This is a genomic window from Pseudomonas sp. Lz4W (assembly GCF_000346225.2).
Lineage (GTDB): Bacteria > Pseudomonadota > Gammaproteobacteria > Pseudomonadales > Pseudomonadaceae > Aquipseudomonas > Aquipseudomonas paraversuta.
In genome coordinates this window covers 1,773,874-1,798,313 of sequence record NZ_CP017432.1, presented here as the reverse complement: position 1 = coordinate 1,798,313, position 24,440 = coordinate 1,773,874, and the positions used below count along the sequence as shown (strand labels likewise).

The 24,440-nt window shown below is 59.7% G+C and carries 27 protein-coding genes and 4 tRNA genes; 18 read left to right on the top strand and 13 right to left on the bottom strand.

Annotation, left to right across the window (positions count from 1 at the left end):
* Positions 1–89: 89 nt before the first annotated feature.
* Positions 90–1,124: a 2,5-dihydroxypyridine 5,6-dioxygenase gene (locus tag B195_RS08545; RefSeq protein ID WP_003447329.1), complete on the bottom strand. Its 1,035-nt coding sequence runs from the start codon at positions 1,122–1,124 to the stop codon at positions 90–92.
* Between the two features lie 331 nt (positions 1,125–1,455).
* Here B195_RS08545 and B195_RS08540 point away from each other — a divergent pair, with 331 nt between their 5' ends.
* The 6 genes from B195_RS08540 (at position 1,456) to B195_RS08515 (ending at position 7,162) form a co-directional block, all read left to right on the top strand.
* Entirely contained in the window at positions 1,456–2,604 is a 1,149-nt protein-coding gene (locus B195_RS08540; RefSeq protein WP_003447328.1) for an FAD-dependent monooxygenase, read from the top strand.
* Positions 2,601–3,413 (top strand): alpha/beta fold hydrolase, encoded by an 813-nt coding sequence (locus B195_RS08535; RefSeq protein WP_003447327.1) that lies wholly within the window; start codon positions 2,601–2,603, stop codon positions 3,411–3,413. Before B195_RS08540 ends, B195_RS08535 begins: the two co-directional genes overlap by 4 nt.
* Before the next feature lie 87 nt (positions 3,414–3,500).
* Entirely contained in the window at positions 3,501–4,205 is a 705-nt protein-coding gene (locus B195_RS08530) for an Asp/Glu racemase (RefSeq protein ID WP_165439683.1), read from the top strand.
* Between the two features lie 10 nt (positions 4,206–4,215).
* Positions 4,216–4,854 carry an N-carbamoylsarcosine amidohydrolase gene (locus B195_RS08525; RefSeq protein WP_003447325.1) on the top strand — a complete coding sequence of 213 codons (639 nt, stop codon included), beginning with the start codon at positions 4,216–4,218 and terminating at the stop codon, positions 4,852–4,854.
* Between the two features lie 203 nt (positions 4,855–5,057).
* Positions 5,058–6,374 carry an MFS transporter gene (locus tag B195_RS08520; RefSeq protein ID WP_003447324.1) on the top strand — a complete coding sequence of 439 codons (1,317 nt, stop codon included), beginning with the start codon at positions 5,058–5,060 and terminating at the stop codon, positions 6,372–6,374.
* 113 nt (positions 6,375–6,487) lie between these two features.
* A complete protein-coding gene (locus B195_RS08515) occupies positions 6,488–7,162 on the top strand; it encodes a YceH family protein (RefSeq protein ID WP_003447323.1) in 675 nt (224 codons plus the stop codon).
* Between the two features lie 39 nt (positions 7,163–7,201).
* On the opposite strand, the gene B195_RS08510 is transcribed toward B195_RS08515, so the two are convergent.
* Positions 7,202–8,020: a shikimate 5-dehydrogenase gene (locus B195_RS08510; protein WP_003447322.1), complete on the bottom strand. Its 819-nt coding sequence runs from the start codon at positions 8,018–8,020 to the stop codon at positions 7,202–7,204.
* A gap of 229 nt (positions 8,021–8,249) precedes the next feature.
* On the opposite strand from B195_RS08510, the gene B195_RS08505 reads away from it, so the two are divergent.
* The 3 genes from B195_RS08505 to B195_RS23045 all read left to right on the top strand — a co-directional run bounded on the left by B195_RS08505 (position 8,250) and on the right by B195_RS23045 (position 9,257).
* Positions 8,250–8,600 (top strand): hypothetical protein, encoded by a 351-nt coding sequence (locus B195_RS08505; protein ID WP_010656145.1) that lies wholly within the window; start codon positions 8,250–8,252, stop codon positions 8,598–8,600.
* A 166-nt stretch (positions 8,601–8,766) separates the two neighbouring features.
* On the top strand, positions 8,767–8,961 hold the full coding sequence (locus tag B195_RS08500; RefSeq protein ID WP_003447320.1) for a hypothetical protein: 195 nt from the start codon (positions 8,767–8,769) through the stop codon (positions 8,959–8,961).
* 101 nt (positions 8,962–9,062) lie between these two features.
* Positions 9,063–9,257 (top strand): hypothetical protein, encoded by a 195-nt coding sequence (locus tag B195_RS23045; RefSeq protein ID WP_081481304.1) that lies wholly within the window; start codon positions 9,063–9,065, stop codon positions 9,255–9,257.
* On the opposite strand, the gene B195_RS08490 is transcribed toward B195_RS23045, so the two are convergent.
* Positions 9,205–9,516, bottom strand: a complete 312-nt coding sequence (locus B195_RS08490) for an AzlD domain-containing protein (protein ID WP_003447318.1) — start codon at positions 9,514–9,516, stop codon at positions 9,205–9,207. The genes B195_RS23045 and B195_RS08490 overlap by 53 nt on opposite strands.
* The gene (locus tag B195_RS08485) at positions 9,513–10,208 is read right to left on the bottom strand and encodes an AzlC family ABC transporter permease (RefSeq protein WP_003447316.1); all 696 of its coding nucleotides are present in this window, start codon (positions 10,206–10,208) and stop codon (positions 9,513–9,515) included. Before B195_RS08485 ends, B195_RS08490 begins: the two co-directional genes overlap by 4 nt.
* Before the next feature lie 207 nt (positions 10,209–10,415).
* Between B195_RS08485 and B195_RS08480 the strand changes: the two genes are divergently transcribed.
* A complete protein-coding gene (locus tag B195_RS08480) occupies positions 10,416–10,934 on the top strand; it encodes a Dps family protein (RefSeq protein WP_003447315.1) in 519 nt (172 codons plus the stop codon).
* 126 nt (positions 10,935–11,060) lie between these two features.
* Here the strand turns inward: B195_RS08480 and B195_RS08475 are convergent, their stop codons facing one another.
* Positions 11,061–12,002, bottom strand: coding sequence for a class I SAM-dependent methyltransferase (locus B195_RS08475; RefSeq protein WP_003447314.1), 942 nt, complete (start codon positions 12,000–12,002; stop codon positions 11,061–11,063).
* 330 nt (positions 12,003–12,332) lie between these two features.
* Between B195_RS08475 and pbpG the strand changes: the two genes are divergently transcribed.
* Complete coding sequence (pbpG, locus tag B195_RS08470; protein WP_029612469.1) at positions 12,333–13,271, top strand: D-alanyl-D-alanine endopeptidase; 939 nt, start codon at positions 12,333–12,335, stop codon at positions 13,269–13,271.
* A 280-nt stretch (positions 13,272–13,551) separates the two neighbouring features.
* On the opposite strand, the gene B195_RS08465 is transcribed toward pbpG, so the two are convergent.
* The 8 genes from B195_RS08465 to gltX form a co-directional block, all read right to left on the bottom strand.
* Positions 13,552–14,004 carry an Hsp20 family protein gene (locus tag B195_RS08465; protein WP_003447312.1) on the bottom strand — a complete coding sequence of 151 codons (453 nt, stop codon included), beginning with the start codon at positions 14,002–14,004 and terminating at the stop codon, positions 13,552–13,554.
* A gap of 122 nt (positions 14,005–14,126) precedes the next feature.
* Positions 14,127–15,086 (bottom strand): tRNA-dihydrouridine synthase, encoded by a 960-nt coding sequence (locus tag B195_RS08460; protein WP_003447311.1) that lies wholly within the window; start codon positions 15,084–15,086, stop codon positions 14,127–14,129.
* Positions 15,087–15,159: 73 nt separating this feature from the next.
* Complete coding sequence (locus B195_RS08455; protein ID WP_003447310.1) at positions 15,160–15,594, bottom strand: thioesterase family protein; 435 nt, start codon at positions 15,592–15,594, stop codon at positions 15,160–15,162.
* Positions 15,595–15,765: 171 nt separating this feature from the next.
* Positions 15,766–15,841: transfer RNA gene (locus B195_RS08450), tRNA-Glu, on the bottom strand.
* Between the two features lie 77 nt (positions 15,842–15,918).
* Positions 15,919–15,994 (bottom strand) — tRNA-Ala (locus B195_RS08445).
* Between the two features lie 50 nt (positions 15,995–16,044).
* Positions 16,045–16,120, bottom strand: a tRNA-Glu gene (locus B195_RS08440).
* A 77-nt stretch (positions 16,121–16,197) separates the two neighbouring features.
* Positions 16,198–16,273: transfer RNA gene (locus B195_RS08435), tRNA-Ala, on the bottom strand.
* 264 nt (positions 16,274–16,537) lie between these two features.
* Positions 16,538–18,019 (bottom strand): glutamate--tRNA ligase, encoded by a 1,482-nt coding sequence (gltX, locus tag B195_RS08430; RefSeq protein WP_003447309.1) that lies wholly within the window; start codon positions 18,017–18,019, stop codon positions 16,538–16,540.
* Between the two features lie 202 nt (positions 18,020–18,221).
* Here gltX and B195_RS08425 point away from each other — a divergent pair, with 202 nt between their 5' ends.
* The 7 genes from B195_RS08425 (at position 18,222) to B195_RS08395 (ending at position 24,424) form a co-directional block, all read left to right on the top strand.
* Positions 18,222–19,172: a 2-hydroxyacid dehydrogenase gene (locus tag B195_RS08425; protein ID WP_003447308.1), complete on the top strand. Its 951-nt coding sequence runs from the start codon at positions 18,222–18,224 to the stop codon at positions 19,170–19,172.
* 21 nt (positions 19,173–19,193) lie between these two features.
* Positions 19,194–20,519 carry an Nramp family divalent metal transporter gene (locus B195_RS08420; RefSeq protein ID WP_003447307.1) on the top strand — a complete coding sequence of 442 codons (1,326 nt, stop codon included), beginning with the start codon at positions 19,194–19,196 and terminating at the stop codon, positions 20,517–20,519.
* Between the two features lie 115 nt (positions 20,520–20,634).
* Entirely contained in the window at positions 20,635–21,579 is a 945-nt protein-coding gene (locus B195_RS08415; protein ID WP_003447304.1) for a siderophore-interacting protein, read from the top strand.
* Between the two features lie 214 nt (positions 21,580–21,793).
* Positions 21,794–23,002, top strand: coding sequence for a PepSY domain-containing protein (locus tag B195_RS08410; RefSeq protein WP_003447303.1), 1,209 nt, complete (start codon positions 21,794–21,796; stop codon positions 23,000–23,002).
* Positions 22,999–23,541, top strand: coding sequence for a hypothetical protein (locus tag B195_RS08405; RefSeq protein WP_003447302.1), 543 nt, complete (start codon positions 22,999–23,001; stop codon positions 23,539–23,541). The genes B195_RS08410 and B195_RS08405 overlap by 4 nt, the downstream gene beginning before the upstream one ends.
* Positions 23,542–23,567: 26 nt before the next feature.
* Complete coding sequence (locus tag B195_RS08400) at positions 23,568–23,873, top strand: hypothetical protein (protein ID WP_369826388.1); 306 nt, start codon at positions 23,568–23,570, stop codon at positions 23,871–23,873.
* On the top strand, positions 23,870–24,424 hold the full coding sequence (locus B195_RS08395; RefSeq protein ID WP_003447298.1) for a DUF6162 family protein: 555 nt from the start codon (positions 23,870–23,872) through the stop codon (positions 24,422–24,424). Before B195_RS08400 ends, B195_RS08395 begins: the two co-directional genes overlap by 4 nt.
* Positions 24,425–24,440: the final 16 nt, after the last annotated feature.

The window sequence follows — 24,440 nt, the reverse complement described above, 5'->3', positions numbered from 1 at the left end:
CATGATCGGGGTAATGCTCAATCCGTGTCGCAACGCCCAGGCAGGAGCCGGCTCCCACAACACCGGCCCCTGACCCGGGCGGGCCTGGTTTAGCGGGCCAGTACCACACCGCCGGCAACCACCGCCTGATCATCAAGATAGATATCGCAATGTCGCAACGGGATATCCAGATGGCACGGGGTCTTGCGCGTGCCACCGACTTCGGTATTGGGCCCGGTGGAAAACAGGAAGTTACCCTCGAATGCCCGCGCATCCATGCACATTCCGTCGTTCTTGTCGTGCAGGCCCATCGCCGTCCATTGGGCGCGCGGCTGCAAACCCCAACCGATATGGGAAATGCCGTACACCTCCGGGTCGTTGAAATACTTCAGGTAGTCGCGCAAATACTCGGCTTCGAACCCGCCATGAATCGAGGTAATGAAACCCTTGTCGATTTCCAGGGTGATGCGCTCTCGCGAATAGTTCTTGAACGGCAAGATGATATCGCCGACATCGATTACCAGCACGCCTTCGGCGGTTTCTTCATTCGGCCAGGAGAACAGGAAACCGCTGGGCCAATGGTCCCAACGCCCCGGCTCATCGGCAAAACCATACTCGGTCACGGCCGGGTACTGCCCCAGCAACGCCTTGAAATCACTCCCTGCCCTGGATCTGACATGCATGGAGCGCGCTTGCTCCAGCAGTTTTCCGGCCGCCATCACCCGCTCCTTGTCGGCCAGGGTCGGCAGCATCCGCGCCAGCACTTCCGGGGGTTCAACCGCCAACAGAATCCGGGTTCCAGTCTTGAGGATCTGCTCCTGCTCCGGCGAATGCAGCAGCATCATGGTATCGACCACCAGATCCGCCGCCTCCAGCGCCCGTTGCGCCGCAATGTTGCCCGTGAGCGCGGTGTCCCCGCAGTAAGCCGTCATGTCATTACCCATGGCCGTCGGGTGATTGAACGAGGGCAATTCCACGGCGTAGACCTTGGCCCCAAGACGCTGGGCGGCGTCCATGGCGGCCCGCACCGTACGCGGATCGGAATAGTGGCTTTTGAGCACTGCGACACTCTGGGTCGCGTCCACTCGGGACAGTTGCAACACGTGCTCAAACATTTGCGTCAACTCGCAGTCGCTCACCGGCATTTACTCATCCTCTCTATCGAATCGCTGCAGGGGGGGGCAAACGCCGAACTGCCCGTCGTACCAAATCAGGCAGAGCGTTTCAGCCGCTCAACTAAAGCGTACACACTATTTAATAACTGATGAACATTATTTTCCGAAAAGCCAAAAAAACCACACAACAGTTAGAGCCCAACAATTAGTGGCTTTCAAGGCTGAAAACAGCCCTCAGGCAAATTATTTATTTTTCTGAGGGGCTATACAGCTTGAAAATTAATAGCGTATACACTGTAAATGTCTGGCCGAGGCCCATGGTCCCGGCAACCGCTCCCGCTCTAGAAAAAGGAAGCCTTGCATGCCCGTAAAACAAAAAATCGCCATCGTCGGCGCAGGTCTTGGAGGCGCCGCAGCGGCCACGCTGCTGCAAAAAGCCGGGTTCCAGGTCGATATTTATGAGCAGGCCCCCGCGTTTTCCCGCATTGGCGCGGGTATTCACATGGGGCCGAATATCATGAAAATTTTCCGCCGCATGGGCATCGAACAGAAGTTGAGCGACATGGGCTCGCACCCCGATTTCTGGTTCAGCCGGGACGGTGCCAGCGGCGACTACCTGTCGCGTATCCCGCTGGGCGAGTTTGCCCGCAAAGAATACGGCGCCGCCTATATCACGGTGCATCGCGGCGATTTGCATGCGCTGCAAATGTCGACCATCGCGCCGGGCACCACCCACTTCAATAAATGCCTGACCCGCCTTGAAGAAACCGATTCGCTGGTACGCCTGCACTTCAGCGACGGCACCAGCACCGAAGCCGACATCGTGATTGGTGCCGATGGCATCAATTCAAAAATCCGCGAAGAATTGCTCGGCGCAGAAAAACCGCTCTACAGCGGCTGGGGTGCCCATCGCGCGCTGATCCGCAGCGAAACCCTGGGCAAATACAACCTCGACTTCGAGAACTGTGTGAAGTGGTGGAGCCACGACCGCCACATGATGGTCTATCACACCACCGCCAAGCGCGACGAGTACTACTACGTCACCGGGGTTCCCCATGAGGCGTGGGACTTCCAGGGCAATTTCGTCGACAGCAGCCGCGAAGAGATGTACCAGGCTTTCGAGGGTTACAACCCCACCGTTCAGGCGCTGATTGAGTCCAGTGAAAGCGTGACCAAGTGGCCGCTGCTCAATCGCAATCCACTGCCGCTGTGGAGCCGCGGACGCCTGGTGTTGCTGGGCGATGCCTGCCATCCCATGAAGCCGCACATGGCCCAGGGTGCCGGCATGGCCATCGAAGATGCCGCCATGTTGACCCGTTGCCTGCAGGAAACCGGCCTGGGTGACTACCGCACCGCGTTCAAACTGTACGAAGCCAACCGCAAGGATCGCGCCTCGCGGGTCCAGGCCGTGTCCAACGCCAACACCTGGCTGCGCACCCAGGAAGATCCGGCCTGGGTCTACGGCTACGACCTGTACAGCCACTCCCTTGAGTCGGAAGTACCGGCATGAGCACATTCATAGAGGGCGGCAATGTCCAGGCCAATGGCATTCGCCAGCATTACCTGCGCTACGGCGGCCAGCACGACTCGGTAAAACCGGTGTTGCTGCTGATCCCGGGCATCACCAGCCCGGCCATTACCTGGGGCTTTGTCGCCGAACGCCTTGGCGCCGATTACGACACCTATGTACTTGATGTACGGGGGCGCGGCCTGTCTTCCACCGGCCCCGAACTGGATTACAGCGCCGATACCTGCGCGGACGACATCAGCGCTTTCGCCCGGGCCATGGGCTTTGATGGCTATCACCTGGCCGGCCACTCCATGGGCGCACGCTTTGCCGTACGCAGTGCCGCACGCAATCCGGGCGCAGTGAAAAGCCTGGTGCTGATCGATCCTCCGGTATCCGGCCCGGGTCGACGCGAGTACCCCAGCAAACTGGCGTGGTACGTGGACTCGATCCGCCAGGCCGAACAAGGCATGGACGCCGAGGCCATGCGCGCCTTCTGCCCCACCTGGAGCCTGGAGCAACTGCAATTGCGCGCCGAATGGCTGCACACCTGTTATGAGCCCGCCATCGTTCGCGCCTTCAACGATTTCCATGACGTGGACTTCCATCAAGACCTGCCAAAACTCACCGTGCCCGCGCTGCTGATGGTCGCCGGGCGTGGCGCAGTGATACAGGCCGCCGACGAAGCGCAAATCCTCGAGCTGCAGCCACGGATCCAGATAGCCCGGGTGCCGAACGCCGGGCACATGATCCCCTGGGATGACCTTGAAGGTTTTCTCGGCGCATGCCGCGACTTCCTCGCCCGCCACTGATCCGCATTCTGCGCAACGCTTTTAAGGAGACACTCTGTGATCAAGCCTTACCGCATCGGCCAGATTGTGCCGAGCTCCAACACCACCATGGAAACCGAGATTCCGGCGATGCTCACCGCACGCCAATTGATCCGCCCCGAACGCTTCACCTTCCACTCCAGCCGCATGCGCATGAAACAGGTGCGCAAGGAAGAACTGGCAGCAATGGACGGCGAATCCGACCGCTGCGCCATCGAACTGTCCGACGCCAAAGTCGACGTACTGGGCTACGCCTGCCTGGTGGCGATCATGGCCATGGGCCTGGGCTACCATCGCAAATCCGAGGCGCGCCTGACCCGGGCCACGGCCGATAACGACGCCACTGCACCGGTCATTACCAGCGCCGGCGCACTGATCGACGGCCTCAAGGTGATGGGCGCCAAAAGAATCGCCATCGTGGCGCCGTACATGAAGCCGCTGACACAGCTGGTGGTGGATTACATTCGCGAGGAAGGGTTTGAAGTGGTGGACTGGCGCGCCCTGGAGATCCCCGACAATCTGCAAGTGGCCCTGCATGATCCGGCCAGGTTACCGGCCATTGTCAGCAGCATGAACCTTGAAGGCGTGGACGTGATCGTGCTATCTGCCTGCGTGCAAATGCAATCCTTGCCCGTGGTGCCCCAGGTTGAAGCGCAAACCGGTATCCCGGTACTGACTGCCGCCATTGCCACCACTTACGCCATGCTCAAGGCCCTCGATCTGGAACCCATAGTGCCGGGCGCCGGCGCGCTGCTTTCGGGCGCTTATAAATAGGAGCAAAGTCATGAGCCAGGAACAAAGTGCCGACGCCAACTATCAGGGCGTATGGGGCCAGCGCATCGGTTTTGGCAACAAGCCGGCCTTGCTGATGGTGGATTTCATGCAGGGTTATACCCGCGAGGGCGCCCCCCTGTTCGCCCCGGGCGTGGTCAGCGCTGTCGCCGAGAGTGCCGGGCTGCTGGCCTGCGCCCGTGACCACGGAGTTTTGGTGGTGCATACCAATATCCGCTACCACCCGGGGCATTTTGCCGACGGCGGGATCTGGCTTAAAAAAGCCCCGGTGATGAAAGACATGGTCGAGGGCAACCCGCTGGCCGCCTTCTGCGAAGCGGTCACACCGAATGCGGATGAAGTGGTGATCAGCAAGCAATACGCCAGTTCGTTTTTCGGCACCAGCCTGGCATCGCTGTTGCACGCCCAGGGTATCGACACCCTGGTCCTCGCAGGCTGCTCCACCAGTGGCTGCATCCGCGCAACAGCAGTGGATGCCGTGCAACACGGCTTTCGCACCATCGTTGTGCGCGAGTGTGTCGGTGACCGGCACAGCGCGCCGCATGAAGCCAACCTGTTCGATATCGACAGTAAATATGGCGATGTGGTGAGCAAACGGGAGGCCATGGAGCAATTCGCCAAAAGCGTTTGAGTAACATCCGGCAGACAGGGAAATCCGCCATAGAACCGGGCCGCAGAGCACCGGTCGCCACAACTGGGCAAGGCCTCACTCCGAGCATCGAGGAGGGCCGGCCCAGTCTTCTGACACTGCCTTTGGAAGCCGCTTTACGAGCCTGCCAAAGCACTGATCGCGGCTACACAAAAACAAACATAAGTCACCGCCAGGAGACACACATGCCCTCTGCAAATGCTGGAACAACCCTTGCGACCCCCGTGGCAGATCCCGTCAAGGTGCTCTATCACAAGATCACCTGGAAACTGATCCCCTTTCTTTGCTTCTGTTATCTGGCGTCCTATCTGGACCGGATCAACATCGGCTTCGCCAAACTGCAAATGCTGCAAGACCTGCATTTCAGCGAGACCGCATTCGGCCTTGGCGCGGGCCTGTTTTTCGTCGGTTATATCCTGTTCGAGGTGCCGAGCAACCTGGCGCTGGAGAAGGTCGGGGCCAAGGTCTGGATTGCCCGGATCATGATTACCTGGGGCCTGCTGTCGGCCTGCACCATGCTGGTCACCACCCCGACCCAGTTCTACTTTGTACGCTTTCTGCTGGGTGCGGCCGAAGCCGGGTTTCTGCCGGGCGTGCTGTACTACCTGACCACCTGGTTTCCGACCTATCGGCGCGGGCGCATCATTGCCCTGTTCATGATCGGCATGCCGCTTTCCAGCGTGATCGGCGGGCCGCTGTCGGGCTGGATCATGGGCGCCTTCGACAACACCGCCGGCCTGCGCGGCTGGCAATGGCTGTTTATCGTCGAAGCCGTACCCAGCGTGCTGCTCGGCATCCTGACGTTCTGGGTACTGCCGGATAACCATCACAAAGCCAAATGGCTGAACGACGAAGAAAAAGCCTTGCTCGAAGGCGAACTGCGCCTGGATGACGTCGAGGGCAAAAACAGCAAGCACAGCTTCCGTGACGGCTTTTTCAACCTCAAGGTCTGGATGCTCGGCGGCATCGACTTTTCCATCCTGCTCAGCGCCTACGCCATGGCGTTCTGGATGCCGACCTTCATTCGCAACGCTGGGGTGGCCGACAACTTTCATATCGGTGTGCTGACCGCACTGCCCAGTGCCGCCGCCCTGGTTGGCATGCTGATGATCGGTGCCAGTTCGGACCGTCGTCGCGAACGGCGCTGGCATATCATCGTGCCCTTTTTGATTGGTGCGGCAGCCATGGCCGCCACCACCTTCTTTAACCACAACGTGTTTGCCACGGTTTTGCTGTTCGCCATTGCTTCGGCCGCCATCATCGGGGCCGTACCGGTGTTCTTCAGTTTGCCGGCGACCTTTCTCAAGGGCCGGGCCGCCGCTACCGGGTTCGCCCTGGCCTGCTCGCTGGCCAATATTGCCGGGCTGGTGAGTAATTCGCTGATGGGCATTGCCATCGACGTCACCGGCAGCGGTGCCGGCGCACTGTGGTTCTTTGCCGGCTGTCTGCTACTGAGCAGCCTGCTGGTGATTGCGCTGCCGGCCAAACTGGTCAACCGCTAACCGCCCTCCCCGCAGGTACTGCCCGGGCCAGCCCCCTGCGGGGCCAATCAAGACAGTCGCTCTAACGGGCAAAAGACTCCACAATGGCCGCTGGCTAAAAATGGAGAAGAGAAATGGAATCCCCAGCGAGTCAGTCCACAGAAAACCCGCAGATCGAATCTGACACCGGACCTCGTCTCAACAGCATCGAGATCCGCATTCTCGGCTCCCTGATCGAGAAACAGGCCACCCACCCTGAAACTTATCCACTGACCCTCAACGCCCTGCTGCTGGCCTGCAATCAGAAAACCAGCCGCGAGCCGGTGATGAGCCTGACCCAGGGCCAGGTCGGACAAAGCCTGCGCGCACTGGAAGGTCGCGGCTTTACCCGGCTGGTGATGGGCAGCCGTGCCGACCGCTGGGAACACAAGGTCGACAAGGCGCTGGAGCTGGTTCCGGCCCAGGTGATCCTGCTGGGGCTGCTGTTTTTGCGGGGCCCGCAAACCCTCAATGAGCTGCTGACCCGCAGCTCACGCATGCACGATTTCGAAGACACCGAACAAGTGCAACACCAGCTGGAGCGCCTGATCGCCCGTGATCTGGCGCTGCTGGTGCCGCGCCAGTCCGGCCAGCGCGAAGACCGCTACATGCACGCTCTGGGCGACCCGGCCGATATCGAAACAATCATCTCGGCCCGCCAGCAACCTGCCGAGCGCAGCAGCGCCAGTGCCGGCGTATCACTGGAACGCTTTGAAGCCCTTGAGGCGCGAATCGCCGCGCTCGAAGCACGTCTGGCGGAACTCGAGTAAATCCGTAGAGCGGGCGAAATAACGCGCCCGCTCCTTCACTCAGCTACGGGCAAACGCCACCGCGGCCTTGAACTGCTCGGCTGTGGGCCGCACGCCGGTGTACAGCACAAACTGCTCCAGGGCCTGGATCGCAATGACCTCAAGGCCGGTAATCACCCGCTTGCCCTGAGCCCGAGCGCAAAGGATCAATGGCGTTTCAGCCGGAATGGCCACCACATCGAAGATGATTTCTGCCTGCGCAATTGCATCTTCTGCAAACGCCAGATCATTCGCCTCGGCGCCCCCCGTCATGCCCACGGGCGTGGTGTTGATCAGCATCTGCGGCCTGCTCTCCCCCAGCTCCGGCTGCCAGGCATAACCCAGGGTTTTGGCCAGCCCCGCCCCCGTCGCCTCATTGCGGGCCACGATCAGACCATTGCGATAACCACCATCACGCAAGGCCGATGCCACTGCCTTGGCCATGCCACCGCTGCCGCGCAGGGCGAATGTGGTTTGCTGCGGGACTTTATGATCGCGCAGCAATTGGGCTATGGCGATGTAGTCGGTGTTGTAGGCCTTCAAGTGGCCATCGGTATTGACGATGGTGTTGATCGACGCAATGGCCCGGGCCGAGGTATCCAGCTCATCGACCAGCGCAATGCAGGCCTCCTTGAAGGGCATGGACACGCCGCAGCCGCGAATGCCCAGGGCCCGGATACCGGTCACCGCCCCTGCCAGATCCTTGCTGCTGAACGCCTTGTAGTAAAAGTTCAGGCCCAGCTGCTCGTATAGATGATTATGAAAACGCAGTCCGAAATTCCCCGGCCGGCCCGACAGCGATATGCACAGTCGGGTGTCTTTATCCGGATTCATTTGCATGCTCATCTCCTTGCAGATTGCTTTCAGATCGACGGCACAAGCCGCGTGGGTAGTTTTGTTGGATCATATTGCTGCTGCCCGGGCTGAAACGTCTCAGCGCCGGGCAAACCTTACACAATATTTACCGAAGCGCTCCGCAGTTTTTTCAAAAAAGGTGGTCATAGAGTTATCCCCGCAATGTTTACGTGGCCCAGTGGCCAAAGTCGGGACTGAAACCAGAGGAATCGTCATGATGCGTACCATCCCCAAAGTAGCTTTGCTTATCGGCGCTTTGGCTGTCGCAGGCCAAGCCAGCGCCCATGGCGGTTGGGATGCCGGATCAGCCGTTGTCGGTGCAGTGGTCGGCGCTACCGTTGCAGGCTCGGTCATGGCAGCACAACAACCACGTCCGGTGTATATCCAGCAACCGGTCTATGCGCAGCCGCAGCCGGTGTATGTCCAGCCGCAACCGATCTATTACCAGCCACGGCCGGTCTATGTCCCGGCGCCACAACCGGTCTATTACCAGGGCTACTATGGTCGCCCGCATCCGGTGTATTACGGCCCGCCCCGCGGCTACTACGGCCCGCCGCGCTGGTAAGCAGCGGGTTCACCGGCAGGCTTGTGAAGCTGGCGCCAGGTCTGATTAGATGTCATGGGTGTCGCGGCTGAGACAGCCTCATGCTGCGGGTTGCGGCATGATGGTCAACAGTCCGCCGCACCCGGACAGCCAACAAGAGCACTTTATAAAAACAAGGACGACCTGTATGCCTACACAAAACCCGCACCGCACCGCAGGCCTGTGCACTTCAAGCAAGGTCTATAACACCCTCACCGAGCTCAAGCAGCTCGAAGGCCACCGCACTGCGAAACTCATGTCGCTGCTGGCCCAGCACCTTGTAAGCGAAGGGCTCATCAGCGATCAGCAAGTGATGCAGATGCTCGACCAGGTGGTTGATTAGCCCCTGACCTCACTGGCATCAATGGCCACTATCACGCGCAATGATTATTTGCGCACCGGCACAGACCTTAAGCTAGCAACATTGTTTGCAGAGAGGTTTGTATGTCAAAAGTTCATGTCATGTCTGTCATCGGTAGCGCAGTACCGGCCCGGCTTCGAGCCGACGGCCTTCTGGCCTGCTGGTACCTGGTCAGTGACGGCGTTGCCGTCAGCGGTCCCTTCACTACGCGAGCTGCGGCCCAGATCAAAGCCACCAGCGAAACAGATAAAACAGCCCCATGCTTAACGCAACACTGAGCAGAACGTTGCGACTCCAGAGCATCAGCCCTATCGCACACAGGCCGGCCAGCAGGTAGGGATTGCCCGGCCCCAGGTCGAGGCCGTGATCTTTGACAAAAATGATCGGCCCGCAAATGGCTGTGAGCATCCCGGGCACCGCAAACCCGAGAAACTCCTTTACCCGCCGGTTCAGGCGAATCGGCAACCGCGGCTCCAGAAACAGGTAGCGGTTGAAAAACAGAATCAGGGTCATCCCCGCGATAATCATCCAGATCATGCGAAGTACTCCCCCAGCCGCTTGCACACATAGCCTGCAGCCATGCCCGCCAGCCCCGCCAATACAATCGCCGACTCCCACTGCCAGTGACTGAACAGCACCACGCTCAGCAGTGAGACCGCGACACAGATCACCGTCGGCACATTACGCACCACGGGTGTAATCAGGGCGATAAAAGTTGCGGCAATCGAGAACTCCAGCCCCAGTTGATCCAGCCCCGGAATGCTCTTGCCCAGTATTACCCCAAGCAGGGTAAAGAGGTTCCAGCCCAGGTACATGCACAGCCCGACACCCAATGCGTACCAGCGACTGAAGGTCTTCTGGTCATAGGGGCTGACCAGGGCGAAAAATTCGTCGGTCAGCAGAAACCCGAGCCCGAACCGCCACCTGACCGGCAGTGGCGACACCAGCGGGCGCAGATGCATCGCGTACAGCAAATGCTGCGAGGTCAGGAGCAAGGTGGTCAGCAGGATTGAAATCACACTGGCGCCACCCTTGATCATGCCAATGGCCACCAACTGGGCCGCCCCGGCAAAAACAAACACCGACAGACCCTGACTCTGCAGCGGGGTCAATTGCGCATCAATTGCCGTCGAACCCGCCAGCAACCCCCAGGGCGCACACGCCAGGGTCAATGGAAGACAAGCAATCGCACCGCGGGTGAACGCGACGCGTGGAAGGGTCGTAGGCATCAAAAAACATCCCGGCAATAAGCAGTGGCAAAGGGTCGCAGCAGGGTGTTCCAAAGTATTGAACAATCTTGCTCTTTCGCCGGTCGCAACCTGTAGACGGCTCCAGGGTGCGTTTGACGAAAGGCAGTTCCTGGTCTTTAGTCAGCCGGCACAGACACGCCCGATACCCTGCGTCATCCCCATTTCCAGCCACCACGAGGAACCATCATGAAAGACCTGAAATCCGCCAAGGAAAGCAGAAAGGCCGATCTGCGGACACCTTCGGCGCTGAGCGATGAAGCCTGCATCAACATTGCGGCAGAAGTGAATGCCCTGCTGGCCGATACCTTTGCCATTTACATGAAAACCAAGAACTTCCACTGGCATATGTCAGGCCCGCACTTCCGTGACTTCCATCTGCTGCTGGACGAGCAGTCCGATCAGATTTTTGCCACCACCGACGCCATTGCCGAGCGCGTGCGCAAGCTGGGGCGCACCACTATCCGCTCGGTGGGTCACATCAAAAAACTCCAGCGCCTGCTGGACAACGACGCCGACTTCGTGACCCCGAGCGACATGCTGGCCGAGTTGCGCGAAGACAATATCCAGCTCGCCGCCTACATGCGCGAGACCCACGAAATGTGTTCTGAACTGGGTGACGTGGCGACCACCAGCCTGCTGGAAAACTGGATCGACGAGGCCGAACGCCGCGTCTGGTTCCTGTTTGAATCGTCGCGCACCAAGTAAGCCCGCACCGGCTAACAAAGCATGAAATATGTTTCACATTTCTGACTGGCAGCGAGCTGTATATTCGCCCTGCTCATTCAATGAACCCTTCGCCCGCACCCTCCCCCGCGGGCTTTTTTTTGCCGGTCAAACCCCTTGTTTGAACACCAGCGCTTTCAAACCGCACTCTGCATCGGCGTCCGGAAACTCAGGCGGGTTCTCCAGTCGCTGCACGAAACGCAAACTCGGCGCATCAAGGGTCACGCCGTCGATCAGGAAGTCAGAGCCGAAAGCCGGATCGTTCATGCACGCCAGCACCGTGCCGTTCTCAGTGAGCAACTCCGGCAGGCGCCGAACCACCCGCTGGTAATCCTTGGTCAGCAAAAAACTGCCCTTCTGGAAGGAAGGCGGATCAATGATCACCAAATCATAAGGGCCCATGCTTTTCACCTTGCCCCAGGACTTGAACAGCTCATGGCCAAGGAAGCTCACCTTGCTCATGTCATGGGCATTGAGACGGTGATTGTCGCGACCACGGCTCAATGCCGCACGGGACATATCGAGGTTGACCACATGCTGGGCGCCGCCTTCGATGGCGGCGACCGAGAAGCCGCAGGTGTAGGCAAACAGATTCAGGACCCGCTTGCCCTCGGCATTGGCCCGTACCCAGTCACGGCCGTAGCGCATATCAAGGAACAGGCCGTTGTTCTGCTTGCGGCCCAGGTCGACGCGGTAGCGCAAGCCACCTTCGGTCAGCGTCCACTCATCAATCGCTTCGCCGACCAGCCATTCGCTGTCACTGTTGAGTGTGTAGCGGTGCTGCATCACCAGCGTGTGCGCCCCGCTGGCTTGCCATACCGCCGATTGCGAGAGGTTCAGCAGCAGGTGCTTCAATGCCTCTAGCTGCGCCGGCTCAGGCTCTTTGAATAGCGAAACCAGGAGCACGCCCTGCAGCCAGTCCACCGTCAATTGCTCAAGTCCCGGCCAGCACCGTCCGCGCCCATGGAACAAACGCCGGGTTTCGTCGGGCGCAGTCTCCAAGGCAGTCAATAGGTGCAGGTGCAGGGTGCTTAACGCTTCAGGAGTCATCGGGCCGGCCGGTCAGTTTCAAGGGCCGGCATTTTACACAATTGCCGGTCTCTTAAGTGTCCCGGGCCAAAGCAAACGCCGGCCGGCCCCACTCGCGTTCAGCCAGCGCACAGCTTTGAGCTGCTACCCTCGCCCGCGGCAGCCGACCGGATCGACAAGTTGCCCGGGCAGAGAAAGTCTACAAATAACGATTTACCTGAAATACATGCTCCAAGTCCCTGCGAAATCAGGCATTTCAACGATTATTGATCCATACTCACGAAATGTAACGATACGTTTCAAATAACCGTTACAGATCGGCACTTCCCAACCATCCTTGAGTCATTCTGCGTGAAAATTCATCTTTCGATTCTGAGCCTATTTTTAGTTCTTACAGGCACCGCCGCCCCTTCGATCGCCGCAGCGAACGAAGCCACTTCGGCTCCAAGGGATACGTCACAACTGCACATCGCTTCAGGCAGCGCGATGCTGGTCGACCTGCAGACCAACAAAATCATTTATTCCAGCAACCCTGATGTCATTGTCCCCATTGCGTCGGTCAGCAAGCTGATGACCGCCATGGTGGTACTCGACGCCAAGCAGTCGATGGATGAATACATCTCGGTCAACATCAGCGACACCCCGGAAATGAAAGGCGTGTTCTCCCGGGTCAAGCTGGGCAGCGAACTGTCGCGCCATGAAATGATGCTGATCACCCTGATGTCTTCGGAAAACCGTGCCGCCGCCAGCCTGGCGCATCATTATCCGGGCGGTTATGTGGCGTTTATCGCGGCGATGAATGCCAAGGCCAAAAGCCTGGGCATGATGAGCACCCATTACGTCGAGCCCACCGGCCTGTCGGTGCGCAACGTGTCCACTGCCCGGGACCTGAGCAAGTTGCTGGCCGCAGCGCGGCATTACCCGATGCTGACCCAGTTGAGCACCACCAAAGAAAAGACCGTGGCGTTCCGCAAACCCAACTACACCCTGGGTTTTCACAACACCGACCATCTGGTCAATAAAGACAAATGGAACATCAAGCTGACCAAAACCGGTTTCACCAATCAGGCCGGACACTGCCTGGTACTGGTCACGGAAATGGGTAATCGCCCGGTTTCGCTGGTGATTCTCGATGCCTTCGGCAAATACACCCACTTTGCCGATGCCGGCCGTATTCGCAACTGGGTAGAAACCGGCAAGAGCGGCAGCGTGCCTGATATAGCCCTGCGCTACAAAGCCGAGAAAAATCTCAAGCACTACCAGGGCACAGCGAATCAGGCCGCAAAGTAATGCGTGACAACCAGGCCCGTCTCCCCGGGCCCGGTTCAGGATTTATTCAATGTTTGCTGACCCAGGTACAGGGTCCGATGGGCATCGAGCCGCAAACTTGCGACAGAGCCGTGATATTCAGGACTGTATACCCGGCCCCGACTGGAGCCGAGTGACAACTAAAGCAGGCACCTGCCCCGGGGAGAGGGTCGGAACAAATGCCTGCGTACCACTCTTCAAGGGTGCCCAAAGCAAGAGACCCCGCCTTAAAGACGGGGTCCCGGGCTGGCGCTTGCTCAAATCAGTTGTTCAGAGCAGCCTGCCGATCCCCGTTGATAGGGATGCGTTTGGCTTTCGCCTCTTCGGGCACGACCCGCTGCAGGTCGATGCTGAGCAAACCATTGTTCAGGTTTGCGCCCTTGATCTCGATATGGTCATCGAGACGGAAGGACAGCTTGAAAGCCCTTTGGGCGATGCCCTGATGCAAGAAGGTAACGCCTTCTTCGCTGGTGCTTTCACGTTTGCTGCCGCTCACGGTCAGCACACCTTTCTCTACTTGCAGGTCCAGATCATCTTGCTGGAACCCCGCCGTTGCCACCACGATGCGATAGCTGTCTTCACCACGTTTTTCAACGTTGTAAGGTGGGTACCCGCCACTGGAATCATTGCGTAATGCGGTTTCAAACAAATCACTAAAACGGTCAAAGCCGACAGAATTACGGAACAGAGGCGCCATGGAAAGTGCAGTGCTCATAATTTCATCCTCCTGATTTCAGCGAGATTGGTTTACGCGACCCGCTTTCGGCATCGCGTACCCCATAGATAGGGACCGCCAAACGCATTTCAAGGGTTTTTTTTGAATTTTTTTTTGCCGTGTCAGGTAGCGTCCGAAGGCGGGTTATTGACCAGATGCCTGACCTTTTCACAATCGGTTTCGCGGCGCATGGCATTGAACAGCACCATGGCTTCGGGGTAATTGCGGGTCAGCATGGCCAGCCATTGCTTGAGCCGCCCAGGGGCGGAACGCGGGGTCAACTGAGCCTCGGCCTGGGCCCAAAAGTCGCGAATCATGGGCTGCAGGTCGGCCCAGGTCATTTCGACCACCTCTTCACCGGCTTTTGCAGCAGCAATTTGCCGGGCCAGGTCGGGACGCGATACCAGTCCGCGACCGAGCATGATGTCCTCGGCCCCGCTGATTTCGCGGCAGCGGCGCCAGTCTTCAACCGACCAGATATCGCCATTGGCAAACACCGGCACCTTGACCGCGTCTTGCACCTGGGCAATGTATTCCCAGTGCGCTGGCGGCTTGTAGCCATCCATCTTGGTCCGGGCATGCACCACGATCTGGCTGGCGCCCCCTTCGGCGAGGGCAATCGCGCACTCATTGGCACTGTCAGGCGTATCGAAGCCCAGCCGCATCTTGGCCGTGACCGGGATATGCGCTGGCACCGTGCGCCGCACCTGCAACAAAATCGCATGCAGCAATTCGGGCTCTTTGAGCAATACTGCTCCGCCCCGGGACTTGTTCACGGTTTTGGCCGGGCAGCCGAAATTGAGGTCAATCACCCCTGATCCCAACTCACAGGCCAATGCCGCGTTATCCGCCAGACAGGCCGGATCAGAACCCAAAAGCTGCACACGCAGCGGCACGCCGGCGCGGGTTTTGGCGCCGTGCTGGAGTTCGGGGGCGAACTTGTGAAAGTACGCCTCTGGCAATACACGTTCGGTGACCCGGATAAATTCGGTGACGCACCAATCAATACCGCCGGTGCGGGTCAGGACATCACGCAGGATGTTGTCGACCAACCCCTCCATCGGCGCCAAAGCAATTTGCATGGGTGACTCTCATAAAAAACGTGCGGCAGTTTACGGGGTTCCGGGGCCAACGGGTATCAGGCTGTCGCCCTTGTCAGGCCGTTACGACCGCCGGGCCATAACCTTCCAGAAACTCGGGCGGCAGGCGCTTGGCCTTGCCGGTAGACAGTTCGATGCAGACAAAGGTGGTTTGTGCGCGCAGCAGGGTTACGCCGTCGCAAGGGCGCACCAGCTGAAAGTGCCGAGTCATGCGCAGGCGCTTGTCACAATCGACAATCCAGGTTGCCAGTTGCAACTCGTCACCTTCATAGGCGCTGGCCAGATAATCGATCTCATGGCGGGCCACGGCCATTGCCCGATCGAGGCGACGATAGGCACTCAGGTCCAGCCCCAGACGCTGCGAATGCCGCCAGGCACAACGTTCCAGCCACACCACATAGGCAGCGTTATTGGCATGGCCAAACCCGTCAATATCGTCGGCCTGCACTTGCAGATCAATGATGAATGGCGTTGCCAGATCCCAACTCATGCCGTCTCTCCATACGCGAATGAAGGCCGCAGTGTAACGCACCCGGTCAGCACGAAGGCGCGGGCGGATACAGACGAAGGGAAAAGGTCGGAGTTTTGCCAAATCGCAGACAAACAAAAGGGCCATTCAATAACCGAATGACCCTTATAAATCCCGCAGAGCGGGTAATCGTGGCGTCCCCTAGGGGACTCGAACCCCTGTTACCGCCGTGAAAGGGCGGTGTCCTAGGCCACTAGACGAAGGGGACACAAACCCTTCTAACAGTGATCACTGCTGAGCAGTAATCGATTCAAGGCCGGTGTGGCCAGACCTTGAACTGTAAATTGGTGGAGCTAAACGGGATCGAACCGTTGACCTCCTGCATGCCATGCAGGCGCTCTCCCAGCTGAGCTATAGCCCCGATTTATCGCCTGGCGGCGGAGCAACACTTGCGTGATGCTTCTGTAAAACTGGCGTCCCCTAGGGGACTCGAACCCCTGTTACCGCCGTGAAAGGGCGGTGTCCTAGGCCACTAGACGAAGGGGACACAAACCTTCTAACACTGATCAGCGCTGAGTGCTGATCGATTCAATGCCGGTGTGGCCAGGCATTGAACTGTAAATTTGGTGGAGCTAAACGGGATCGAACCGTTGACCTCCTGCATGCCATGCAGGCGCTCTCCCAGCTGAGCTATAGCCCCAGACAGTCACTGTTACGTGTTGCTGTGTGGACGGGGCGCATATTAAGACTGGAAGGGTAGGCTGTCAAACTTATTTTCAAACTTTTTTAAAAAAATTTGCCGTGAGAACAACCACTTACCCTTCTACCCCCGAAAACACGGCTCCTGAGAGTAAAACTTGTAGTCGCCGCCCCAGGCTGCGGTGGGTCAGCAGGACCACCACAGCACCGGAGGCTGCTGCGCAACCCGTCGCAGCCTGCGGCAGCCACTACAGATAACCCAGGATCAGCCAATCGCGTTAAACAGCTTTTCCCACTCTTTGTTTTCTTTCTTCGACACGCCGCCCAGCAGATCCAGCGCCTGGCGCAGACGGAAACGGGTCAGGTCCGGTCCAAGGATCTCCATGGCATCCAGTACCGACACCGAGCTGGCCTGGCCAGTGATCGAAGCGAACATCAGCGGCATCGCATCGCGCAGCTTCAGCCCCAGAGACTCGACCACCGCTTGAATACAGCCGGTAATCGGGTCTTTTTCCCACTGACGCAGGCTTTCGAGCTTCCACAGAATCAATTGCATCAACTGGCGCACTTGTTCGTTGGACAGCTTCTTGTGCTCAAACAGCTTGGCATCCAGCTGCAGGCCACCGGCGAAGAAGAACCCGGCCAATGGTGCGATCTGGCTGAAGGTTTCAACACGACCCTGCACCAGCGGCGCGATCTTCATCATGTACTCAGGATTCAACGCCCATTGCTGAACGCGGCTGGCAAACTCTTCCAGCGGCAGATCGCGCAACCACTGACCGTTGAGCCAGGACAGCTTCTCGACATCGAAGATCGGCCCGCCCAGCGAGACCCGGGACAGATCGAAGTTATCGACCATTTCCTGCAGCGAAAACTTCTCGCGCTCGTCCGGCATCGACCAGCCCATACGGCCCAGATAGTTGAGCATCGCTTCAGGCATGAAACCCATGCGCTCGTAGAACGTCACCGAAGTCGGGTTCTTGCGCTTGGACAGCTTGCTCTTGTCCGGGTTACGCAGCAGCGGCATGTAGCACAACTGCGGTTGCTCCCAGCCAAAGTACTCGTACAGCAGGATCAGCTTGGGAGCCGACGGCAGCCATTCTTCACCACGCAGCACGTGGGTGATGCCCATCAGGTGGTCATCCACCACGTTGGCCAGGAAGTACGTCGGCAGACCGTCGGTCTTCATCAGTACTTGCATGTCCATGCGATCCCACGGGATCTCGACGTCACCGCGCAGCAGGTCCGGAACCACGCATACACCTTCGGTCGGCACCTTCATGCGGATTACATGGGGTTCGCCGGCAGCCAGGCGGCTGGCCACTTCTTCTTTGGACAACAGCAACGCACGACCGTCGTAGCGCGGGGTTTCACCCTTGGCCATTTGCTCGGCGCGCATCTGGTCCAGTTCTTCGCTGGTGCAGAAGCACGGAAATGCGTGCCCCATGTCCACCAGCTGCTGGGTGTACTTCTGGTAGATCTCGCTGCGCTCGCTCTGCCGGTAAGGACCGTGGGGGCCGCCAACATCCGGGCCTTCGCTCCAGGTGATACCCAGCCAGCGCAAGGCGTCGTAGATCTGCTGCTCGGACTCGCGGGTCGAACGCAACTGGTCGGTATCTTCGATCCGCAGGATGAACTCGCCGCCATGCTGCTTGGCAAAGCAGTAGTTGAACAAAGCGATGTAAGCGGTGCCGACGTGGGGGTCGCCGGTAGGCGATGGCGCAATGCGCGTGCGAACGGTGGTCATGGGCGGTCTCGAAGTAGAGATAAAACAAAGGGCGAATGGTAACAGGCCGACCCTGCCCGGCTCCAGCGCGGGACTGACCGGTGACGCCACAGGGCGGAAAAAAGCGCGAATAGAGCCTTTGTATCGAATTGATACGGGGAAACCCCACCGGCAGGGGTGCTAATCTCGGCCCATCCTCGATCCCCCTGACTGGAGACGCCCAATGTCCCGAGTAGTACTGGTGCTGGTTGAAACGGTTAACGATTACCTGCCATTGCTCGAAAGCGAAGGTTTTGAGCTGATCCTTGCCCCCACTCCCCTCAGCCGCGCCGAAGCCATTGCCAGCCATGGGGCACGCATCGACGCAGTGCTGACCCGCGGCCCCCTGGGCTTGTCTGGCGAAGAGATGGCCGCCCTGCCCTTGCTCAAGATCATCTGCGTGATCGGCGCCGGCTATGAGCAAGTGGACTTGCAGGCTGCCAGTAACCGGGGAATCACCGTGACCAACGGCGCCGGGGCCAACGCCTCGTCGGTGGCCGACCATGCCATGGCGCTCCTGCTGTCACTGGTACGCGGCATCCCCCAGGCCGATGCCGGCATCCGTCGTGGCGAATGGAACAAACTGCGCTTGCCGTCCCTCGCCGGCAAGCGCATGGGCATCCTGGGGCTGGGCGCCGTAGGGCAAGCCATCGCCAAACGCGCCGCCAACGGTTTTGACATGAGTGTCAGCTACCACAACCGCCAGCCCCGCCCCGACACACCCTACACCTGGTGCGCCAGCCTGACCGAACTGGCCGGCGCCGTGGACTTCCTGATAGTGGCCACTCCGGGCGGCAGCGACACTCGGCATCTGGTCAACGGCCCGGTGCTCGATGCCCTGGGACCCGACGGCTACCTGATCAATATTTCCCGCGCCAGTGTCGTAGACACCGATGCCCTGATCGCTGCGCTGAGCAGCGGCCAAATTGCCGGGGCCGGGCTCGATGTATTCGATCACGAACCCCAGGTCCCGGATGCGTTCAAGACCTTGGGCAATGTGGTGATGACCCCGCACATGGGCGGTCAATCGCCAGAAGCGGCTAAAGGCACAGTGCAGATGGTCGTTAACAACCTGGTGGCATTTTTTTCCGGGCAACCGGTACTGACGCCCGTGGGCTTGCCCGCGCCTCTTTGACCATGACAGCGGAGCCCGCGCTTGAAATTCAGCCTGCCGAAAATCGCCACTGCGCCCTTCTGCCCTCCCGAGGTCAGCGGCAGCGTTCCCGTGGATGCCAGGGCGCCATTCTGGAAACGCGCATTGCGCTTTGCCGGACCCGGGCTGCTGATCAGCATTGGCTACATGGACCCGGGCAACTGGGCCACCGCCATCGAGGCGGGCTCGCGTTACGGCTACAACTTGCTGTTCGTGGTCCTGCTGGCCAGCCTTGCAGGCATGGCGGTGCAGTGCCTGTGTTCACGGCTGGGCATCGCCACCGGCCGCGACCTGGCGCAACTGTGCCGCGAACGCTATAGCAAGCGCTCGGCACGGGCCCAGTGGGTACTGGCAGAAATTTCAATCATCGCCACCGATCTGGCCGAAGTGCTCGGCTGTGCACTGGCCTTCCATTTACTGCTGGGCTGTTCGATGACCTTCGGCATCGCCCTCACCGCCTTCGACACCCTGTTGATCCTGGCCCTGCAAGGCAAAGGCTTCCGCCGCCTGGAAGCGATCATGCTGGCATTGGTGCTGACCATAGGCATGTGTTTTTTTGTCGAACTGCTGCTGATCAAACCTTACTGGCCGGACGTTTTCGAAGGTTTCAAACCGTCCCTGTCAGCGATCAGCGAGGCAGCACCGCTGTACATTGCGATCGGCATCATTGGCGCCACCGTCATGCCGCACAACCTGTACCTGCACAGTTCCATCGTACAGACCCGCCTGACGGGCACCGATTACGCCAGCAAACTGGACGCCGTGCGCCTGTCGCGCATCGACACCATCGGCTCACTGGCCCTGGCGCTGCTGGTCAACGCCGCGATTCTGATCCTGGCCGCAGCGGCCTTTCACCAAACCGGCCACAGCGACGTGGTCGAGATCCAGGACGCCTACCGCATGCTCGACCCACTGGTGGGCGGCGCCATGGCCAGTGTCCTGTTCGGCGTGGCACTGCTGGCCTCCGGGCAAAGCTCGACCTTCACCGGCACCATCGCCGGCCAGGTCATCATGGAAGGGTATCTGGACTTGCGGATTCCCTGCTGGCAGCGCCGTTTGATCACCCGTGGCCTGGCACTGATCCCGGCATTTCTCGGGGTCTGGCTGATGGGGGACGACGCCGTTGGCAAACTGCTGATCCTCAGCCAGGTGGTACTCAGCCTGCAATTGCCGTTTGCCCTGTACCCGCTGATCCGCATGACCGGCGACGAGAAACTCATGGGGCCGTTCACCAACCGCCTGCCGACCCGGCTGCTGGCCTGGTTCCTGTTTGCCGTGATCAGTTGCGCCAATATCTGGCTGATCGCGCAGCTCAGCTTCGGGGCTTGAGCAGCCCTCCTGCATCGCTGGCCAGTCTGCGATGCAGGCCACTCGATATCAGCCTTTAAATTGAGCGCAACACGGGTCGTTCTATCTAATGACTCCTGTTTATTTAGGCGCTGCCATGTCCGTTGCCACCACGCTGGTGCAATCCCTGCGTAAACGACTCAGTAAACCCGCCGGTTACCAGCTGTTCGATATCCGGCTCAAGTACAGCATTGCCTTGAGCCCTTCGCTCAAGCGCTTTGTGTTCAGCGGCAGCGATGTGGGGTTGATGCGCACGCTGGGGCCGGATCAACGGGTCAAGCTGTTTTTCCCGAGCGCCAATGGCACGCCCCCCAACCTGCCCAGACATGGCGACTGGCAAGCCGCACGGCGCCAATCGAGTGCGCAGTGCGCTGCGCCAATGCGCACCTACACCATTCGCAATCTGCGCCCGGAAACCTGCGAGCTGGACATCGACTTCGTCCTGCACGGCGAAACCGGCCCCGCCTCGCGCTGGGCCACCCATGCAACACCCGGCGACCGCCTGCAAATCGTTGCTCCCAATGGAGCCTATGCCGCCGACCCCGGCGGCTATGAATGGCAGCCCCCAGAAGGCGTGCGCCAAGTGCTGTTGATCGGCGACGAAACCGCCTTGCCGGCGATTGCCGGGATTCTCGAACAACTCGCCCTGAACCCGGACCCGCCCAAGGTGCAAGCCTTTATCGAGGTTCCCCAGGAGTCGGACTGCCAGCCCCTGTTGTGCGGCCCAAAGGCCAAAATCCACTGGCTGCCCCGCGCCAGCCTCGGCAAGCAGCACGGCGACGGCATGACCCTGGCTGCCCGCGAACTGGCCAGTTTGCCGCTGATCAGAACAAAACCCGGGGGCGAACTCGAAGAGCCCGACCTGACCACCCAGCTCCTGTGGGAACGGGCCAGCGCCAAACAGAGCGAGTTTTATGCCTGGGTCGCCGGTGAATCGGCAGCAGTGATGACGATCCGGCGGTTTTTCATTAATGAATGCGGGCTGGATCGCAAAAGCCTGACCTTGATGGGGTACTGGAAACTCGGACGCTCCCTGGAGTAACCCCCAAACACCTGTAGGAGCGAGCTTGCTCGCGAGCTCTTCAGTGGCATTTACACGGCTCGCGAGCAAGCTCGCTCCTACAGGAAGAGGCCGGAGAAATAATTTATTACAACTCGGGGTTCGGGTTTTCCGCGGCTCATCCGTCCTACATGGATAAGCAATCGCTTCTCAATAGCGATCAAGTACCCGCCCAGCTGCGAGTTAGTCGTTTCCCATGTCCAAAAAATCCCGTTCAAAGCTCTGGTTCCTGGTCCACAGTTGGCTAACCCTGCCCATCTGGTTTTTTGTCCTGATTGTCTGTGTCACCGGCACCCTGGCCGTAGTCAGCCAGGAGATAGTGTGGCTGGCCACCCCTGAAGCCCGCGCCAGCCAACCGTCAGATGATGCGCCGCTGCTCACTTACGAGCAGATACTGAGCGCGATTCACCAGGCCGAACCGAAACTGGCAGTGCAGTCCATCAGCCGTCCCGATGAATCGCATTTCGCACTGGTGGCCGACGTGGTCTACCCGGACGGTCGCTCGCCTTCGCTGTACATCAACCCGTACACCGGCGCCATCCAGGGCGAAAGCCCGAGTTTCAACTTCAAACAATTCACCCGGGCCCTGCACGGCTGGTGGCTGGTGCCCTTTACCAATGGCTACAGCTGGGGCTGGTACCTGGTGTCGTTTCTCGGCCTGCCATTGCTGGCATCGCTGGTGACCGGGCTGGTGGTCTACAAGAAGTTCTGGAAAGGTTTTTTCAAACCCAATCTGCGCTTCAAACATGGGGCACGGATTTTCTGGGGCGACTTCCATCGCCTGTGCGGCGTCTGGTCGATCTGGTTTATTGCAGTGATTTCCATCACCGGCCTGTGGTTTCTGATTCAGGCCTTTCTGTTTGATAACCAGATCTCCATCTCCACGGAAGGCATCCCCCCCGTGGTGGCGCGCCAGGATGTGCCGATCATGGCCAACGGTCAGCCCGCACCGCAGATCAGCCTCGACCAGGCAGTGAAGATTGCCGCGGAAAAAATTCCCGGCTTCGAAGCCAGCTTTGTCAGCTTGCCGGGCAATGCCTACGGCCATATTGAAGTGGGCGGCCCGGGCTGGTATCCGCTGCTGTTCCAGACCGCCGAAATCAACCCGTACAACGGCGCGATAGAAGGCTCGCGGATGATCGCCGACCGCTCCGGCCTGGAACTGGTAACCGAATCGATGCGGCCGCTGCACACCGGCGACTTCGGCGGCCTGTGGGTCAAGCTGATCTGGTTCTTCTTCGGCCTGGTGCTGAGCATGATGGTGTTGAGCGGCCTGCTGATCTGGACCAAACGGACCGCACTGGCCACCGCCAACGCCCTTAAACGCAGCCATAAATCCCCGCGCCCGGCAGCAAGCCTGGCCGCCAGCCCCCATAAAAAACAACCCGCAGAGGCCAATGCATGAGCAAGACAGTGACTGCACAGCCCCCTTCCACCCTGAGCCGGCTGTGGCACAAATGGCGCTTTCACATAAACATCCTGCTGCTGTTGGTGCCGCTGGGGTTTATGCCCAAATACTTTGCCGATGCTTCGCTGTTCCGGGGTGACAGCGGCCTGGGCGAGCGTGACGTGGGCACGGTGCAGGTAGGGCCGTGGAGCCTGCAACTGGCTGAACTGCGCAATGAAGGCCCGCGCCCCGATGGCCCGGCAGGCTACATGAAGAGCTTTAACGCGGCGCTGAGCGACAGCTCCATCGATCAGGTCAAGGCTGCTTACCTGCGCATTGGCAAGCCGCGCAGCCTGCGGGCCGCCGGGGTGATTTTCTTCGGTACGCCGTATCGCATGGGCGCCACGCTGCCGATCCCCGAGCGGACCAGGGCCGACGCCGAGCTGTGGATCACCCTTGAAGGGTGGGACGGCTCGATGCATCAGGCATCCATTCCCCTGAGTCAGGCTTCCCCGGCAACCATGGCCTGGCTGGCCCAACGAGGTGCTAAACAATGAATTCGCGACTGTTCATACGCCCGGCCATGACAGCCGGGCTCCTGGCTTTGCTGGGCCTCAGCGGCCAGGCCCTGGCCCACAACCCGATGTGCGAGTGCAAAAGCGTCGAAGACGGGCAAATCCGCTGTACCGGCGGGTTTTCCGATGGCAGCGGCGCGCCGGGAGTGACCCTGGATGTGATCGGCTACGACGAGACCATCCTGGTACCGGGCAAGCTGGGGCCGGACTCGAGCATGACCTTCAAGCGCCCGGATGCCGAGTTTTACGTGCTGTTCGACGCGGGACCCGGGCACATCGTTGAAATCGATCAAGCCGATATCGAGACCCCATGACTACTCAAGTCGTACGCCCCGAAGGGGCCGGGCATGAAACCCTGTATGTGTTGCTCTTGTGCCTGCTGATTCTGGTCGTGGCCGGCTCAGTGGTGGCCTGGCGTCATGAATCCCTGGAAGTGACTGCAGTGGCCGCCCACCAGCTGGATGCACGGCGGGATCTGAGCGCCGCCGAACAGGGCATCTACGCCGACCTGCGAGTGACCCTGGACGAGATTCTGCTGCTCAGTGAAGAGTCCGGCGCCCTGGCACAACCCGAGCAACTGGGCGCAGAAGGCTTTGCGCCCTTTGCCATCGATGCCAGCTCCGTCAGCCGGGGCAGCCACGCCTGGCAATTGCTGGGGGATAAAGCCTATCTGGGCATCAGTCCCGACCCTGGGGTGGCGGGCTCGTTTTTGCTGCGCATAGGCACCGATCCGGATGTGTGGCTAAACCGCAATCCCGGCGCCAGCGCCCCGACCGACTTCAGCGATGCCGCCCTGAACCGCAGCGGCTGGCAGCAAGTGATCGCGCAGTTCGATGCCGGGGTTACTCGCCAGCATCGGCACTGAACCCACCGTTTTACCT

What these genes read in the sequence shown, in the direction of transcription:
- B195_RS08545 (WP_003447329.1), bottom strand. Translation starts at nt 1,124, where the DNA reads ATGCCGGTGAGCGACTGCGAGTTGACGCAAATGTTTGAGCACGTGTTG.
- B195_RS08485 (WP_003447316.1), bottom strand. Translation starts at nt 10,208, where the DNA reads ATGCCTACGACCCTTCCACGCGTCGCGTTCACCCGCGGTGCGATTGCT.
- B195_RS08395 (WP_003447298.1), top strand. Translation starts at nt 23,870, where the DNA reads ATGACTACTCAAGTCGTACGCCCCGAAGGGGCCGGGCATGAAACCCTG.
- B195_RS23045 (WP_081481304.1), top strand. Translation starts at nt 9,063, where the DNA reads ATGTCAAAAGTTCATGTCATGTCTGTCATCGGTAGCGCAGTACCGGCC.
- B195_RS08510 (WP_003447322.1), bottom strand. Translation starts at nt 8,020, where the DNA reads ATGCAAATGAATCCGGATAAAGACACCCGACTGTGCATATCGCTGTCG.
- B195_RS08400 (WP_369826388.1), top strand. Translation starts at nt 23,568, where the DNA reads ATGACAGCCGGGCTCCTGGCTTTGCTGGGCCTCAGCGGCCAGGCCCTG.
- B195_RS08405 (WP_003447302.1), top strand. Translation starts at nt 22,999, where the DNA reads ATGAGCAAGACAGTGACTGCACAGCCCCCTTCCACCCTGAGCCGGCTG.
- B195_RS08410 (WP_003447303.1), top strand. Translation starts at nt 21,794, where the DNA reads ATGTCCAAAAAATCCCGTTCAAAGCTCTGGTTCCTGGTCCACAGTTGG.
- gltX (WP_003447309.1), bottom strand. Translation starts at nt 18,019, where the DNA reads ATGACCACCGTTCGCACGCGCATTGCGCCATCGCCTACCGGCGACCCC.
- B195_RS08525 (WP_003447325.1), top strand. Translation starts at nt 4,216, where the DNA reads ATGAGCCAGGAACAAAGTGCCGACGCCAACTATCAGGGCGTATGGGGC.
- B195_RS08535 (WP_003447327.1), top strand. Translation starts at nt 2,601, where the DNA reads ATGAGCACATTCATAGAGGGCGGCAATGTCCAGGCCAATGGCATTCGC.
- B195_RS08540 (WP_003447328.1), top strand. Translation starts at nt 1,456, where the DNA reads ATGCCCGTAAAACAAAAAATCGCCATCGTCGGCGCAGGTCTTGGAGGC.
- B195_RS08415 (WP_003447304.1), top strand. Translation starts at nt 20,635, where the DNA reads ATGTCCGTTGCCACCACGCTGGTGCAATCCCTGCGTAAACGACTCAGT.
- B195_RS08465 (WP_003447312.1), bottom strand. Translation starts at nt 14,004, where the DNA reads ATGAGCACTGCACTTTCCATGGCGCCTCTGTTCCGTAATTCTGTCGGC.
- B195_RS08425 (WP_003447308.1), top strand. Translation starts at nt 18,222, where the DNA reads ATGTCCCGAGTAGTACTGGTGCTGGTTGAAACGGTTAACGATTACCTG.
- B195_RS08500 (WP_003447320.1), top strand. Translation starts at nt 8,767, where the DNA reads ATGCCTACACAAAACCCGCACCGCACCGCAGGCCTGTGCACTTCAAGC.
- B195_RS08520 (WP_003447324.1), top strand. Translation starts at nt 5,058, where the DNA reads ATGCCCTCTGCAAATGCTGGAACAACCCTTGCGACCCCCGTGGCAGAT.
- B195_RS08505 (WP_010656145.1), top strand. Translation starts at nt 8,250, where the DNA reads ATGATGCGTACCATCCCCAAAGTAGCTTTGCTTATCGGCGCTTTGGCT.
- B195_RS08490 (WP_003447318.1), bottom strand. Translation starts at nt 9,516, where the DNA reads ATGATCTGGATGATTATCGCGGGGATGACCCTGATTCTGTTTTTCAAC.
- B195_RS08530 (WP_165439683.1), top strand. Translation starts at nt 3,501, where the DNA reads ATGGAAACCGAGATTCCGGCGATGCTCACCGCACGCCAATTGATCCGC.
- B195_RS08475 (WP_003447314.1), bottom strand. Translation starts at nt 12,002, where the DNA reads ATGACTCCTGAAGCGTTAAGCACCCTGCACCTGCACCTATTGACTGCC.
- B195_RS08455 (WP_003447310.1), bottom strand. Translation starts at nt 15,594, where the DNA reads ATGAGTTGGGATCTGGCAACGCCATTCATCATTGATCTGCAAGTGCAG.
- B195_RS08480 (WP_003447315.1), top strand. Translation starts at nt 10,416, where the DNA reads ATGAAAGACCTGAAATCCGCCAAGGAAAGCAGAAAGGCCGATCTGCGG.
- B195_RS08515 (WP_003447323.1), top strand. Translation starts at nt 6,488, where the DNA reads ATGGAATCCCCAGCGAGTCAGTCCACAGAAAACCCGCAGATCGAATCT.
- B195_RS08460 (WP_003447311.1), bottom strand. Translation starts at nt 15,086, where the DNA reads ATGCAAATTGCTTTGGCGCCGATGGAGGGGTTGGTCGACAACATCCTG.